Below are 14138 nucleotides of genomic sequence, written 5' to 3'. Positions count from 1 at the left end.
TGCGGGCGCCGGCGCCCGGCGCCACAGTGGGATCCATGGGCATAGACGACTACGGCGGAGGCCCCGGGGCCGAGCAGACCGGGGTCATGGTGGTGACGACCAACGACGCTCCCGGCTACCGGGTCGAGCGGGTCGTCGGGGAGGTCTTCGGCCTCACCGTGCGCTCGCGCCACCTGGGCAGCCAGATCGGCGCCGGCCTGAAATCCATGATCGGCGGGGAGCTCAGGGGGCTGACGAAGACCCTCGTGCAGACCCGTAACCAGGCCATGGAGCGGCTCATCGAGCAGGCCAAGGCGCGGGGCGCCAACGCCGTCCTCGCCATGCGCTTCGATGTGACCGAGGCCGCCGACATCGGCACCGAGGTGTGCGCGTACGGCACGGCCGTCGTGCTGGCGCCCGAGACGGCCTGAGCCGACGCGCCACCACAGCCCGGTTTCCCGTAAGTCCATGACGGCGCTCCGCTTTGTCCATGGGCCCGCCCGCACACGGTCCGCAAGCTGTCAGGTCAGTGAGCGGACCGCAGGGCTCCGGAGCCGTGCGGTCTTCCCCACGAGGAAGCACCGACTCCCGGAGGCCCGATGCGCACCCCCCTCTGGCCGGCCGCAGCCGTGGTCGCCGGTCTCATCGCCACCCTCACCGTGTCCGTACCCACCACCCCGGTCTCCGCGGCCCCCGCGGCCGGACCCCTGACCATCACCTCGCCCGAGCTCTCGGTGAGCGTCGACCGCGCCTTCCCCCGCGTCATCGCCTACACCCGCCGCGCCACCGGTGACGTACTGAACGGCAACGAGGACCCGCTGACCAAGATCGTCGTCAACGGCGCCGCCTACACCCCCGCCGTGACCGCGACGGCCTCCGCGTCCGCCGTCGACTACGCGCTCAGCTTCTCCGGAGTGACCGTCAGGTCCCGTCTCTCCGTGGCCGGTTCGGCCGTGGAGTTCAACGTCACCGCGATCGAGGACACCCCCGCGCTGCGCGTGCACAGCCTCGCCGTCCCCGACCACAGTCTCGTCAGCGTCCGCAGCGACCAGGCCGGTGCCGCGCTCTCCACCGCCCGCATGCACACCGCCACCACCGGCACCGGCGACACCTTCACCCCCGTCACCGCCGCCACGCCCGTGGACGCCGCCGCGACGACGGTCATGTACGGGCTGGTCAACACCGGCAAGCTGGCCGCCGCCATCGACTCCAACTCCCTCTACGACCAGCCCTCGGGCGCCACCGCCCGCGACAACGGCCGCATCAGCAAGCAGGTCACCGACAAGGGCTCCTACCGCAGGGCCGCCCTGTGGAGCGGGGACTGGCTGTACCGGGCGGCGGGCGCGGCCGACACCGACACCGAGCCGCTCCCGTACGCCCGGATCGCGATCACCGCCGACCGCAACGCCGACTCCGTCGTGGACTGGCAGGACGCCGCCGTCGCCTACCGCGACATCTGGACCCCGCCCACCGGCTGGCAGGACACCGCGAACCGGGTCGTCCAGCGCATCCCCTTCAACTTCGCCTCCCAGGCCACCCACCCCTTCACCCAGACCCTGGACGAAACCAAACGCGTCAGCCTCGCGACGGACGGCCTCGGCCAGTTCGTCCTGCTCAAGGGCTACGCCTCGGAGGGCCACGACTCCGCGCACATGGACTACAAGAACATCGGCGGCAAACAGGGCGGCGCGGTCGACCTGAACACCCTCACCACCGCCGGGCACGCCTACAACGCCGACTTCGGCGTCCACATCAACGCGACCGAGGAGTACCCCGTATCGGCCACCTTCGACCCGGCCCACCAGAGCGGAGGGCTCGGCTGGGACTGGCTCGACCAGTCGTACTACGTCGACACCCGCCGGGACGGCCAGTCCGGGCAGCGGGCCAAGCGCCTCCAGGACCTCAAGGCAGCCGCCCCCGGCCTCGACTTCCTCTACGTGGACGTCTGGTACGGCGACGGATACGTGTCCCGCAAGCTCCAGCGCGAGATCGGCGGCCTCGGTTTCCAGCTCGCCACCGAATTCCCCCACACCCTGACCGAGCAGTCGCTGTGGCACCACTGGGCCGCCGACGTCGACTACGGCGGCAGCGACCTCAAGGGCATCAACTCCAGCATCGTCCGGTTCATCGCCAACCACACCAAGGACGACTGGATCGCCCGGAACCCGCTGCTCGGCGGCGCGGAACTCACCGCGTACGAGGGCTGGCAGGGCAAGAAGGACTACCCCGCCTTCCTGAACACCACCTTCGCCGTCAACCTGCCGACGAAGTTCCTCCAGGAATCCCCGATCGTGAAGTGGACCGCCGACACGGTCACCCTCGCGAACGGCACCACCGTCAGCACCGCCGGCGGCGCCCGCACGATCACCACCGCCGGGCGCACCGTCCTGCGCGGCGGCGCCTACCTCCTGCCGCGCGACGGCAAGCTCTACCACTGGAACGACACTGGCGGCTCCACCACCTGGACCCTTCCGGCCGGCTGGAGCACACCCAGGCTCTACCGGCTCACCGACACGGGACGCAGTCTCGTCGGAGACCTCACCGTCACCCAGGGCCGGGTCACCCTCGACGCGACGGCGAAGACCGCCTACCTCGTCACCAACGGCGCCGCGCCCGCCCAGGCCGACCCCGAGTGGGGCGAGGGCACCCCCGTCAAGGACCCCTCCTTCTACTCAGGCGACCTGAGGGCCTGGACGGTCACCGGCGCCGGCGCCGCCGTCACCCGCAACTCCCGGGGCCAGAGCGAGCTGACCATGGCCCACGGAACCTCCCCGGCCGTGGCGCAGCAGCTCACCGGCCTGACCCCCGGCACCTACGCCGCGTCCGTCTGGGTCTCCACCCCCGCCGGCCGGGCCGCCACCCTCGCCGTCACCCCCGCCGGGGGCGCGGCCGCCTCCGTGTACGCCGACTCCTCGCCGCTGACCGACAACCTCGGCGGGAGCGAGAAGAACGGCACCGACGAGCAGCGCATGAAGGTGCTCTTCGACGTCCCGGCAGGCCGGTCCACCGCCACCCTCACGCTCTCCGCGGCGGCCGGACCGGGCACCGTCACCTTCGACGACGTCCGCGTGGTCCGCTCGGCCCGGACACCGCTCGGCGGCCACTACTTCGCCGAGGACTTCGAGCACGTGGACGCGGGCTGGGGCCCGTTCGTCTTCGGCGGCGCCGGCGGCTCCGCCACCGACCCGCGCACCCACATCGCCCAGCGCAACGCCCCGTACACCCAGGCCGGCTGGAACGGGAAGCTGGTGGACGACGTGATCAGCGGGGGCAACTCCCTCAAGTCGCACGAGGAGCGACAGGGCCTGGTCTACCGCACCCTGCCGCAGACGCTGCGCCTGACGAAGGGGCGCACGTACAAGGTGTCCTTCGCCTACGAGAACGGCTTCGGCGGCGACTACCGGTTCATCACCGGCTCGGGCACCGGGGAGACGGCCACCGCCCTGGGGCAGGCCCGCACCGCCACCACCTTCACCCAGACGTTCACCGCCGGGGCGGACGCCTGGATCGGCGTGCGCAAGGTCACGGGCGAGGACTCCCACGACGAGGCGGACCTCGTCCTCGACGACCTCACGGTGGACGACCTCGGCACGGGCGGCGGCGGGGAACTCCTCGTGCCGCAGAGCCGGATGGGCGTCAAAGCCGTCGACAGCCAGGAGACGGCGGGCGAGAACGGCAGCGCCGCCAAGGTCCTGGACGGCAACGCCGCCACCCTCTGGCACACCCAGTGGTACGCGGCGACCGCGCCGATGCCGCACGAGATCACCGTGGACCTCGGCGCCTCCTACGAGGTCTCGGCCCTGCACTGCCTGCCCCGGCAGACGCAGAGCAACGGGCGCATCGCGGACTACCAGGTGTTCACCTCCACCGACGGGGTGACCTGGGGCCCGGCCGCGGCCTCCGGAAGGTTCGCGGACGGCGCCGCGCAACAGGACGTCTCCTTCTCGCCCCGGGCGGCCCGGTACGTCAGACTCGAGGCCTTGAGCGAGGTGAACGGCAACCCCTGGACCTCGATGGCCGAGCTCAACGTCGGCTATCTGCCGTAGACATGAGAGGGAACGAGGCATCGCGATGAGTGGACACGAGTCGGCGGCCGAGGTGTTCGACGCGCTCGCGGAGCGCTACGAGGAGGCGTTCGGCCGCGTCCCCGCACAGGCGCAGGCCCTCGACTGGCTCACCGGCCGACTGCCGAAGGGTGCGCGGGTCCTCGACGTGGGCAGCGGCACGGGCCGGCCCACCGCCGAACGGCTCGCGGCGGCGGGCTGCGAGGTGACCGGCATCGACGTCTCGGCCGAGATGGTCGCCCTCGCGCGCGAGCGGGTCCCGCGGGCCCGCTTCGAGCAGGCGGACGTACGCACGTACGCGCCCGGCGGGGGCGGATTCGACGCGGTGTGCGCCTTCTTCCCGCTGCTGATGATGGAGCAGCGCGAAGTGGCGGCCTCGCTGGAACGGATGGCCTCGTGGGTGGCGCCGGGCGGGTACCTCGTCCTCGCCACCGTGCCGGGCGACATCAGCGGCCTCGCCATCGAGTGGATGGGCCACCAGGTCACCGTCAGCAGCCTGTCCGAGCAGGAGTACGCGACCCGGATCGAGACGGCCGGCCTGGAACTCCTGTACCACCGCACGAGCCTCTTCCACCCCGAGGGCGGCCTCGCCGACCCGGAGGAGCACCTGTTCTGCTACGCCCGGCGCCGCGACAAGCCCTGAGGGCTGCCCGTGGTCCCCGGCGCCGCGCGCCCGCCGCGGACCAGGGGACAGCCCTCACCCTTGCCGCCCGGCGTCGCGGAAGGACTGCTGGGCGCGGAAGCGGCCCGGGGCCATGCCGACGCGGCGGCTGAACAGCCGGCTGAAATACCCGGGGTCGTCGTACCCGACCCTCCGGGCGACCCCGGCGACCGGCAGATCGGTGCGGGCCAGCAGCTCCTTGGCCCGGCTCAGTCTGATGCCGAGGAGGTACTCCTTGACGCCCTCGCCGGTGCTGCGCCGCACCGCCCCGCGCAGCTCCGGCAGCGGTATCCCGAGCCGCGCGGCGTGCTCGGCGACGGAGATCGGCAACAGTGCGTCCCGCGCCAGGGCCTCCATGACGGCGTCGCCGTGCCGGGACACCTCGGCGCGGGCGTAGCGCAGGGCCACCAGCAGCGCGTGTACCGCCGCGGCCGCCTCCACCTCCAGCAGCGGGCCGCCGGTACGGGCCGCCCGGACGATCCCGTCCACCACGTGCCGCACCCCGGCCGTCGCGCTCAACGGGACCAGCGGCCGGTCGGGGGTGACGTAGCCGAGATCGGTGTAGGCCTCCACGCCGTGTCCCGCGAAGTCCACGAAGCACTCCTCCCAGCCGGTCCGCGGATCCGGTCCGTAGTGGTGCTCGACGCCGGGCACGAGCCACAGCAGCGCGGGCGCCGTCACGGGCTGCGGCGGGCGCCCGCCGTGGCTGAACCAGCCCCGCCCCCGGGTGACCACCACGGCCACGTGGTGGTCGAGCGCCCGCGGGCCGACCACCGGCAGCGGCCCCTCCTGCACCCCCACGCCCAGGCAGACCAGCCCGAGCCGGCGGTGGTTGGCGGTGGGGGAGAAGTAGCGCATCCAACTGCTGTACGGGGCGGTGCGGTACGGGTCGGTGCCGTACGGATCGGCGCTGTGGGGTGCGGTGTCGTACGGGGGCGTCGGCATCTGCGGATTGTGATCCACCGCTCCGGGCACCCTCAAGGGGCCACGGGCACCCGCTCGACGCCCACCGGCTCCGCCGCCGGCGCACCGCTCGGCCGCAGCCCGACCACCAGCCCCGCGACCACCACGGCGAGTCCCAGCCACACCGCCGCTCCCGGGACCCCACCGCCCGACGCCGCTCCCGCCCCGGCCGCGGCGAGCGGGGCGAGCCCGGCGAGCAGCCCGGCCCGGCCGGCGCCCACGGCCGCCACCGTCCGGTACCAGAGCAGGAACGCCACCGCCGTCACCAGGACGGCCAGGTAGCCGACCGCCGCCCACTGTCCGGGCCCGAGCGCCGCGAGAGAGCCGGGTCGCTCCACGAGCACCGTGAGCCCCGCCAGCATCACCGCCCCCAGCCACACCGCGTGCACGGACACCCCCCACGCACCGTGGCGGCCCAGCACCGGCACCGCCAGCAACGTGAACCCGGCCTCGCAGCCCAGCGCGAGCGCGGCCCAGCCCACCCCGGCCGCGTCGGTGCGCCCGGCCCCCTCCACGAGCGCGGCCCCGGCGACGACGACGGGGGCGGCCAGCAGCACCCGACGGCTGGGCCGCTGCCGCTCCAGCAGCGGACCGACGAGGGCGAGCAGGACCGGTACGGAGGCCACCGCGACCGCGATGACGGCCGGCTCGGCGTGCGCGACGCCCCGCACCACGGCCACGTTGAACAGCACCAGCCCGCTCGCCGCGATCCCGGCCAGCCACAGCCACTCACGGCCGCGCGGACGCAGCAACGGCACCCGGGCGGCGCGGGCGAGGACGAAGAGGATCACGGCGGCGGCCGCGTAACGGACGGCCTGGGGAGCGAAGAGCGGGGCGCCGGCGAGCGAACGGGAGATGGTGACGCTGCTGCCGACCAGCACCATGCCGACGACTCCCGGAAGCAGGTCACGCGAGGCGGAGGAGGGCGCGGGTACGGGATCGGACGGGGAGGGGTTCATGCGCCCAGCCTCTGCCAGTATTGGACCCATGAGCAGTGCCGAAGAGGGCCGTTCCAAGGGGTCCAAAACCGCCGGGTCGGATTTCCTGCTGCTCGACATCGGCCAGGCGCCGCCCCGCGGCCGCACCGAGTGGCTGACCTCCCGCATCCGCACCGCCATCGCGGACGGCACCCTGCCCGTCGGCAGCCGGCTCCCCGCGGGCCGTGTCCTGGCCGCCGAACTGCGGGTCTCGCGCGGCCTGGTCACCGAGGTCTACCAGCGCCTGGCGGACGCCGGGCAGGTCGCGGGCCGCGGCCGGGCCGGGACGGTCGTCGTCGCCGCCCCCGCGCCCGCCTCCGTCCCCGCGTCGTCCCGCGCACCCGACGAGGGCCCGGCCGCGTCCGCCGACCCCTTCGCACCCCGGCCCGGCACCGCCCTCGTCGACGCGCTGCGCACCGTGCCCTGCCGCATCGACCTCTCGCCGGGGGTGCCGGACCTGACCGCGTTCCCCCGTACGGCCTGGCTCCAGGCCGAACGCCGGGTACTCGCCGGGCTCACCCCGGCCGATTTCGGCTACGGCGCCCCCCAGGGAACGCCCGCGCTGAGGCAGGCGGTCGCCGGCTGGCTCGCCCGCAACCGCGGGATCCGCGCCGACCCGGGCGAGGTGGTCGTCGTGTCCGGCGTCGCCCAGGCCCTGGCCCTGCTGGCTCCCGTGCTGCGCGGGAGCGGCGTACGACGCGTGGCCGTGGAGGACCCCGGCTCCCTCGGGGCCCGGGGGCAACTGGAGTTCGGGCGGCTGGAGACCGTCCCGGTACCGGTGGACGCGGCCGGCATCGACGTCGGCGCCCTCGTCGGCAGCGGAGCGGGCGCGGCGCTGCTCACCCCCGCCCACCAGTTCCCCACCGGGGTGGTGCTCGACGGCGAACGCCGCCGGGAGCTGCTGGCCTGGGCGGCCGGCGGGGGAGTGGTCATCGAGGACGACTACGACGCCGAGCACCGTTACGACCGCGCCCCCGTACCCGCCCTGCGGGCGCTGCTGCCGGAGGCGGTCTGCTACGCCGGGAGCGTCTCCAAGCTGCTGGCCCCGGCCCTGCGGCTGGGCTGGCTGCTGGTCCCGCCGCGGCTGCTGGACGCCGTGGTGGCGCACAAGCGCTACGCCGACCTCGGCAGCCCGGTCCTCACGCAGCTCGTACTGGCGCGGCTGATGGACTCCGGCGAGCTGGAACGCCACCTGCGCTTCGTCCGGCGCCGCCACCGGCGCCGCCGGGACGCCATGCTGCGGGCGATCGGGGCGGCGCTGCCCGGCTCCCGGGTGCACGGCGCGGCGGCCGGACTGCACCTGATGGTCACCTTCGACGGCGCCGGCTTCGAGGACACCGCGCTCGCCTCGGCCGCGCTCGCCCTCGGCGTCAAAGCGCACCCGCTGTCCTGGCACCGCGTCGCGCCGGGCGCGCCGGGCCTGGTCCTCGGATACGCGGCGGGCCCGGTGGGCGACGTAGAGGAGGGGATCGCCCTGCTCGGGGAGGCACTGCGGCAGGTCGCCTGAACCGCCCCGCACGACAGGACCTCGGCACGGGCCCTTCGCGGGCGAACCCTATGCTCCTCGCATGCACCGCAGGTCCGACCCCGGCACGTTCCTGATCATCGCCGTCTGCCACACGGTGCCCCTCGGCCTCGAAGTGGTCCACCGGATCGCCCTCCCGGTCGCGTGAAACTTTTTCCGGAACAGCGGCAACCTCGCGGACGGTCGCGCGTCGTGCGGGGTGTAGGGCGTAGTTCCGCGCCCTCGTCCCGACCGCACGACCGTGGGAGAACCACCGTGATGAACCTCAAGCGCGCCACCTCGTCCGCCGGCCGGGCAGCGCTCGTCACCGCTGCCGCCGCCGGGGTGGCGCTCGCACTCGGCGGCCCGGCCCTCGCCGCAGCGGGAACGCCGTCCGCCGCACCCGCGCACGCGGTGACCAGCGCCACGCCGGCGCCCGCTCCCAGCCTGCCGCCTGCGGGCACCGCGACCCCCAGTGCTGCCCCGAGTGCGTCCGCCAGTGCGGTCCCCACGGCGCCGGCCGGCAGCGGCAAGCCCACCGTGGCCCCCTCGGGCAGCGCCACGCCGACGGCCGCTCCGGGCAGCAGCACCCCGAGCGCAGCGCCGTCGGCCCGGCCCTCGGAAGCGCCGGCCGGCTCCGAACTCGCGCACACCGGCTCCTCCTCGACCACCATGGCCCTGGGCGCCGGGGCCGCCGGGCTCATAGCCGTCGGAGCCGGAGCCCTGTACACGGTGCGGCGCCGCGCCGGCAACTGAGGACCCCCGTGCTGCCACTCGCCCCGGCGACGAGCCCCTTCGCGCCCGGCTTCGGCCGGGCGCGAAGGGGCTCGTGGTCGTTCCTGCTGCGCCGCGACGCCCACGCGCCGGCCGCCCCCGCCTACCCGTACCCGCACCCGTCCGAGCGCCCCGGGTCCGCGGGCACGCCGGCGCCGCCCACCGTCACCGACCTCTACCACGCGCACCGGCTGGGCATGGTCCGCCTGGCGGTGCTGCTGGTGGACGACCTGGCCACGGCCGAGGACGTGGTACAGGACGCCTTCACCGCCCTGTACCGGCGGCACGGAGAGCAGATCAAGGGCGTGGACAACGCGCTGGGGTACCTGCGTACCGCGGTGGTCAACACCTCGCGCTCGGTCCTGCGCCGCAGGCGGACCGCACGCGCCTGGATCCCGCCCGTCACGGCCGACGTGCCCTCCGCCGAGGCATCCGTCGTGCTCGACGAGGCCCACCGGGAGGTACTGGCCGCCCTGGGCCGGCTGACCCCGCGCCGGCGGCAGGTGCTGGTGCTGCGGTACTGGGCGGAGCTCAGCGAGGCGGAGATAGCCGACACCCTCGGGATCAGCCGGGGCGCGGTGAAGTCGAACGCGAGCCGCGGCCTGGACGCGCTGGAACGGATTCTGGAGGGACGGGTATGACGCACGACGGCGAACGCCCGGTCGAACACCGGTTGCGCGAGGCCCTGGGAGCGCGGGCGGACACGGTCACCGTCCGGGACTTGCGGCCCGCCGATCCGCCGGGCTCGTCCCGGCGCGGGCCGGTAGCCGCGGTCTGGCTGCGGCGCCTGACCTGGTCGGCCGCCGGGCTGGCCGGCGCCGCGGCCGCGGTGACCGGGTACCTGGTACTGGGACCCGGGTCCGGGCACGGGCCGGTCAGGCCGGTGCCGCCCGCGGCGCCCGCCGAGATCCCTTCGCCGACGCCGAGCCCGCGGACGCCCTCACCCGAGCGCAGCGAGGAGCCTTCGCCCGTGCCCACGCCACCCGCGACCGGGCTGCCGTCCCCGCGCGCGACACCGACCGCACCCGCGGGCAGGCCTTCGGCGTCGCCGTCGCGGCCCGCGCCGCCGTCCACCTCCCCGGCCTCCGTCTCGCCGACGCCCACGGGTGTCGGCCGGCCCTCGCCGGGCGGCAGCGGGAAGCCGTAGCCCCAGGGGGTTCAGCCGACGGCGGCCGTGCGGGTGTTCTCGACGGCCGCCACCAGCGGGGCGAGTGCGGGAACCCCCGCCGCGGCGTCCAGTGCCTCGCGCAGGGCGGCGTCGTTCGTCGGCCGCGCCTCGCCGAGGAGGGCCAGGCCCGCCTCGCTGACGTCGGTGTAGATGCCCCGCCGGTCGGTGTCGCAGATGTAGCGGTTCAGCAGCCCGCGCTCCTCCAGCCTGCTGACCAGCCGGGTCGTCGCGCTCTGGCTGAGCACCACGGAGTCGGCGACCTGGTGCATCCGCAGGTGGCCGCCCGGTCCGTCGTGCTGGCGGCTGAGCACGTCCAGCAGCGAGTACTCGCGCACGCTCAGCCCGTGGGCCGCCTGGAGTGCCCGCTCGATGTGGGTCTCGATGCGGCCGTGCAGGAGGGAGAGGGCGCACCAGCCCTGGGAAAGGGCGGTGAGTGCGCTGTCGGTGGCCGTCATGGACCTCTCCTCGGGTGCGTTCCGCTGGGTACTCCACCAGGATAGGCGACGGATGCAATAGCCCGCGTTTGCAATTAACCGGCGTCTGCAATTAATGTGGACGCACGTAAGCGGCGCCCGCAATCGTATGCGGCTCCGCAGCGGGCCTTGCGCCGCCACCGCACCACCCCCTCCCCGGAAGGCAGCACCCCTCATGCCTCTCGCTCTCCTCGCCCTCGCCATAGGCGCCTTCGGGATCGGCACCACCGAATTCGTGATCATGGGCCTCCTTCCCGAGGTCGCCACCGACTACGGCGTCACCATCCCGACCGCCGGCTTCCTCGTCACCGGCTACGCCCTCGGCGTCGTACTCGGCGCCCCCCTCATGACCGTCCTCGGCACCCGCGTCCCCCGCAAGCGGATGCTGATGCTGCTCATGGGCCTGTTCATCGCGGGCAACGTCCTCTCCGCCCTCGCTCCCGCCTTCGGCGTCATGCTGGCCGGACGCGTCGTCGCCTCCCTCGCCCACGGCGCCTTCTTCGGCATCGGCTCGGTCGTGGCGGCCGGACTGGTCGCCCCGGAGAAGAAGGCCGGCGCCATCGCCATGATGTTCACCGGCCTGACCGTCGCCAACGTGGTCGGCGTCCCCCTCGGCACCCTCGTCGGCCAGACCCTCGGCTGGCGCGTCACCTTCATGATCGTGGCCGCACTCGGCGTGCTCGGCCTGCTCGGCATCGCCAAGCTGGTCCCCGAACTTCCCCGGCCCGAGGGCGTCCGCATCCGCCACGAAATCGCCGCGTTCCGCAACGTCCAGGTCCTGCTCGCCATGGCGATGACCGTCCTCGGTTTCGGCGGGGTGTTCGCCGCCATCACCTACATCACCCCGATGATGACCGACGTCGCCGGCTTCGCCGACACCTCCGTCACCTGGCTGCTGGTCCTCTTCGGTCTCGGCATGGTCGCCGGCAACCTCATCGGCGGCCGGTTCGCCGACCGCGCGCTGATGCCGATGCTGTACGTGTCGCTCGGGGCGCTGGCCGTCGTCCTGTCGGTCTTCACCCTCACGGCGCACGACAAGGCCGCCGCCGCCGTCACCGTCGTCCTCATCGGCGCCCTCGGTTTTGCGACCGTGCCGCCGCTCCAGAAGCGGGTCCTCGACCAGGCCGCGGGCGCCCCCACGCTCGCCTCCGCCGTCAACATCGGCGCCTTCAACCTCGGCAATGCGCTCGCCGCCTGGCTCGGCGGGCTGGTCATCGCCGCCGGTCTCGGCTGGACCGCCCCGAACTGGGTCGGCGCCGCACTGGCCGCCTCCGCGCTCGTCCTCGCCCTCGTCTCGGGCGCGCTGGAACGGCGTACGGGCGCACGCGCCGCCGCGAGCCGCGTGGTGACGGGCGCCGCCCCCGAAAACGCCGCCGTCCCGGCCCACCACTGACCCGACCCCCGCCCCACCACTGACCCGACCCCCGCCCCACCCGATCCGGCAGGAGCCCCTCCATGTCCGTCACCACCGCCGTCGCCCCCCTGACCACCGAGGACGCCGAGGTCCTCCTCGGCGCCGCCCGCGAGGCCGCCGAAGCCGCCGGGATCGCGGTCAGCGTCACCGTCCTCGACGCGGGCGGCCACCCGCTGGCCTTCCGCCGCGACGACCGGGCCGTCCTGATCTCCGGCGAGACCAGCACCCGCAAGGCTTACACCGCCCTCCAGCTGAACGCGCCGACCGCCGGCCTCACCGAGGCCGTCCTGCCCGGCGGCCCCTTCCACACCCTGCCCACCGCCCTGGACCGGCCGCTGCTGTTCATCGCCGGCGGACTGCCCGTCCACCGCGAGGGCCGCCTCGTAGGGGCCGTCGGTGTCGGCGGCGGAGCCCCCGCCCAGGACCACGAATGCGCCGCCACCGCACTCGCCGCGCTCGTGTGAGAGGGGCCCTCCCGCTCGCGCCGCACCGTTCCCCGTGCCACGTTGGTACGGGGAAAAACGGTGCATGATGCGAGAGACCAGGCAATCCAGGAAGGTCCACGCCATCGCGACGGCAACGGTCGCCGCGCTGGTCGGCCTCGCCGTTCCCGGATGTGCGGGCGGCGGGGGCGAGGCCGGCGCTGCCCCGTCCCCGCGCGCGGCCGCCACCTCCGGGGCCTCCACGGCGGCGCCCGCTTCCGCGACCCCGACGCCCACCCCGTCCCATCCGCTCTCCACCACCCCCCGCGTCATCCCCGCCGTACGGGAACACGCCCCGGCCCGCGGACCCGGCTGGAAGCCCGCCTCCGGCGCCCGCGTGGTCATCGCGCCCGCCGACCGCACGGCCCTCACCGACGAGGCCCGGCTCCTCGCCGGCGAACTCGGCCTCGGCTTCGCGGAGTCCGCCGCCCCGCGCACCGGCGACGTACAACTCGCCCTGGAAGCGGCCCCCTCCGGGAAACCGGAGTCGTACACCCTCACCGTCCAGGGCGGCCGGGTCAAGATCAGCGGCCCTGACGAGGCGGGTGTGTTCTACGGGACCCGCACCCTCAAGCAGGAGATACGCACTGCCGGTTCGGCACCCGAAGGCACCGTCCGCGACGCCCCCGACCGGCCCCAGCGCGGCCTCAACCTCGACATAGCCCGCAAGAACTTCACCCCCGACTGGATCGAGGCCAGGCTCCGCGAGATGGGTGACCTCAAGCTCAACCAGCTCGGCCTGCACTTCTCCGACGACCAGGCCTTCCGGATCCAGTCCGACACCCACCCGGAGATCGTCTCCGACCCCCACCTGACGAAGGCCGAGGTACGCCGCATCACGGCGCTGGCCGCGAGCCGGCACATCACCGTGGTCCCGGAGATCGACTCGCCCGGCCACCTCGGAGCGGTGCTGCGCGCCCACCCCTCACTCCAGCTGCGTGACGTACGGGGCCGGGCCGTCAAGGGCGCCGTCGACATAGCGAACCCGGCGTCCGCGAAACTGGTCGACGAACTGCTGCGCGAGTACCTGCCGCTGTTCCCCGGCGGGGCCTGGCACCTGGGCGCCGACGAATACCAGGCACTGGTCGTCCCCGATCCGCAGGCCTCGTTCCCGCAGCTCGCCACCGCGGCGCGGCAGCGCTACGGCCCGAGCGCCCGCGTGCAGGACCTGGCGACGGGCTGGCTCAACGACCGGGCCGCCGTCGTGCGCCCCTCCGGCAAGGCGCTCAAGGCCTGGAACGACGGCTTCTTCGCCGGGGGAGTGGTCGCGGCCGCCCCCGACCTCCAAGCCGAGTACTGGACGGGCAAGGAGAACGGCGCCCGGCCGCCGCTGGCCTACTTGCAGGCCGGCCGCAAGGTGGTCAACCTCAACGACGAGTACCTGTACTACGTGCTCGGCCAGCCGAACCAGTTCACGTACCCGACCGGCCGCCGCATCTACGAGCAGTGGACCCCGCTGGTACTGCGCGGCACCACCGCGGTGCCCGCGCGGTACGGGCCGCAGGTGCTCGGCGCCCGGCTCGCCGTGTGGTGCGACCTGTCCGGCGCCCAGACCCAGGCCCAGGTGGCCGACGGCATACGAATGCCGCTGGCGGCCCTGTCGCAGAAGGTCTGGGACCCCCGGCCCCCGCAGCTGTCCTGGACCGCCTTCCAGGCCCTCGCGGACAAGCTGTCGTAGC

General features: G+C 74.2%; 13 protein-coding genes. 10 read left to right on the top strand and 3 right to left on the bottom strand.

Going from position 1 to position 14138, the window contains the following annotated elements:
• The first annotated feature begins 35 nt into the window (after positions 1-35).
• The 3 genes from OG861_RS04290 (at position 36) to OG861_RS04280 (ending at position 4686) form a co-directional block, all read left to right on the top strand.
• Positions 36-410 (top strand): YbjQ family protein, encoded by a 375-nt coding sequence (locus OG861_RS04290; protein WP_329200355.1) that lies wholly within the window; start codon positions 36-38, stop codon positions 408-410.
• Between the two features lie 168 nt (positions 411-578).
• On the top strand, positions 579-4025 hold the full coding sequence (locus OG861_RS04285) for an endo-alpha-N-acetylgalactosaminidase family protein (RefSeq protein ID WP_330261266.1): 3447 nt from the start codon (positions 579-581) through the stop codon (positions 4023-4025).
• Between the two features lie 25 nt (positions 4026-4050).
• Complete coding sequence (locus OG861_RS04280) at positions 4051-4686, top strand: class I SAM-dependent methyltransferase (protein WP_330261265.1); 636 nt, start codon at positions 4051-4053, stop codon at positions 4684-4686.
• Between the two features lie 54 nt (positions 4687-4740).
• Here OG861_RS04280 and OG861_RS04275 read toward each other — a convergent pair whose 3' ends face one another.
• Positions 4741-5562: a helix-turn-helix domain-containing protein gene (locus tag OG861_RS04275; RefSeq protein WP_329202570.1), complete on the bottom strand. Its 822-nt coding sequence runs from the start codon at positions 5560-5562 to the stop codon at positions 4741-4743.
• 119 nt (positions 5563-5681) lie between these two features.
• Positions 5682-6626, bottom strand: a complete 945-nt coding sequence (locus OG861_RS04270; RefSeq protein ID WP_330261264.1) for a DMT family transporter — start codon at positions 6624-6626, stop codon at positions 5682-5684.
• Positions 6627-6654: 28 nt separating this feature from the next.
• Between OG861_RS04270 and pdxR the strand changes: the two genes are divergently transcribed.
• The 4 genes from pdxR (at position 6655) to OG861_RS04250 (ending at position 10069) form a co-directional block, all read left to right on the top strand.
• Complete coding sequence (gene pdxR, locus OG861_RS04265; protein WP_330261263.1) at positions 6655-8151, top strand: MocR-like pyridoxine biosynthesis transcription factor PdxR; 1497 nt, start codon at positions 6655-6657, stop codon at positions 8149-8151.
• A gap of 276 nt (positions 8152-8427) precedes the next feature.
• Complete coding sequence (locus tag OG861_RS04260) at positions 8428-8904, top strand: LAETG motif-containing sortase-dependent surface protein (protein ID WP_329200364.1); 477 nt, start codon at positions 8428-8430, stop codon at positions 8902-8904.
• An 8-nt stretch (positions 8905-8912) separates the two neighbouring features.
• Positions 8913-9563 carry an RNA polymerase sigma factor gene (locus OG861_RS04255; RefSeq protein ID WP_330261262.1) on the top strand — a complete coding sequence of 217 codons (651 nt, stop codon included), beginning with the start codon at positions 8913-8915 and terminating at the stop codon, positions 9561-9563.
• On the top strand, positions 9560-10069 hold the full coding sequence (locus OG861_RS04250; RefSeq protein WP_330261261.1) for a hypothetical protein: 510 nt from the start codon (positions 9560-9562) through the stop codon (positions 10067-10069). Before OG861_RS04255 ends, OG861_RS04250 begins: the two co-directional genes overlap by 4 nt.
• An 11-nt stretch (positions 10070-10080) precedes the next feature.
• On the opposite strand, the gene OG861_RS04245 is transcribed toward OG861_RS04250, so the two are convergent.
• A complete protein-coding gene (locus OG861_RS04245) occupies positions 10081-10545 on the bottom strand; it encodes a MarR family winged helix-turn-helix transcriptional regulator (protein WP_329200369.1) in 465 nt (154 codons plus the stop codon).
• Between the two features lie 193 nt (positions 10546-10738).
• Between OG861_RS04245 and OG861_RS04240 the strand changes: the two genes are divergently transcribed.
• From OG861_RS04240 to OG861_RS04230, 3 genes are all read left to right on the top strand, one after another.
• Positions 10739-11956 carry an MFS transporter gene (locus OG861_RS04240; protein ID WP_329200371.1) on the top strand — a complete coding sequence of 406 codons (1218 nt, stop codon included), beginning with the start codon at positions 10739-10741 and terminating at the stop codon, positions 11954-11956.
• A 62-nt stretch (positions 11957-12018) separates the two neighbouring features.
• On the top strand, positions 12019-12441 hold the full coding sequence (locus tag OG861_RS04235; protein ID WP_329200372.1) for a GlcG/HbpS family heme-binding protein: 423 nt from the start codon (positions 12019-12021) through the stop codon (positions 12439-12441).
• A gap of 67 nt (positions 12442-12508) precedes the next feature.
• Positions 12509-14137 carry a beta-N-acetylhexosaminidase gene (locus OG861_RS04230; RefSeq protein WP_330261958.1) on the top strand — a complete coding sequence of 543 codons (1629 nt, stop codon included), beginning with the start codon at positions 12509-12511 and terminating at the stop codon, positions 14135-14137.
• Position 14138: the final 1 nt, after the last annotated feature.

The sequence above is a fragment of the Streptomyces sp. NBC_00539 genome (assembly GCF_036346105.1).
Lineage (GTDB): Bacteria > Actinomycetota > Actinomycetes > Streptomycetales > Streptomycetaceae > Streptomyces.
This window is presented reverse-complemented; position numbering and strand designations above follow the sequence as displayed.

Excerpts from the sequence above, each read along its gene's own strand:
- OG861_RS04290 (WP_329200355.1), top strand. The coding sequence starts at position 36 with ATGGGCATAGACGACTACGGCGGAGGCCCCGGGGCCGAGCAGACCGGG.
- OG861_RS04285 (WP_330261266.1), top strand. The coding sequence starts at position 579 with ATGCGCACCCCCCTCTGGCCGGCCGCAGCCGTGGTCGCCGGTCTCATC.
- OG861_RS04280 (WP_330261265.1), top strand. The coding sequence starts at position 4,051 with ATGAGTGGACACGAGTCGGCGGCCGAGGTGTTCGACGCGCTCGCGGAG.
- OG861_RS04275 (WP_329202570.1), bottom strand. The coding sequence starts at position 5,562 with ATGCGCTACTTCTCCCCCACCGCCAACCACCGCCGGCTCGGGCTGGTC.
- OG861_RS04270 (WP_330261264.1), bottom strand. The coding sequence starts at position 6,626 with ATGAACCCCTCCCCGTCCGATCCCGTACCCGCGCCCTCCTCCGCCTCG.
- pdxR (WP_330261263.1), top strand. The coding sequence starts at position 6,655 with ATGAGCAGTGCCGAAGAGGGCCGTTCCAAGGGGTCCAAAACCGCCGGG.
- OG861_RS04260 (WP_329200364.1), top strand. The coding sequence starts at position 8,428 with ATGAACCTCAAGCGCGCCACCTCGTCCGCCGGCCGGGCAGCGCTCGTC.
- OG861_RS04250 (WP_330261261.1), top strand. The coding sequence starts at position 9,560 with ATGACGCACGACGGCGAACGCCCGGTCGAACACCGGTTGCGCGAGGCC.
- OG861_RS04245 (WP_329200369.1), bottom strand. The coding sequence starts at position 10,545 with ATGACGGCCACCGACAGCGCACTCACCGCCCTTTCCCAGGGCTGGTGC.
- OG861_RS04240 (WP_329200371.1), top strand. The coding sequence starts at position 10,739 with ATGCCTCTCGCTCTCCTCGCCCTCGCCATAGGCGCCTTCGGGATCGGC.
- OG861_RS04235 (WP_329200372.1), top strand. The coding sequence starts at position 12,019 with ATGTCCGTCACCACCGCCGTCGCCCCCCTGACCACCGAGGACGCCGAG.
- OG861_RS04230 (WP_330261958.1), top strand. The coding sequence starts at position 12,509 with ATGCGAGAGACCAGGCAATCCAGGAAGGTCCACGCCATCGCGACGGCA.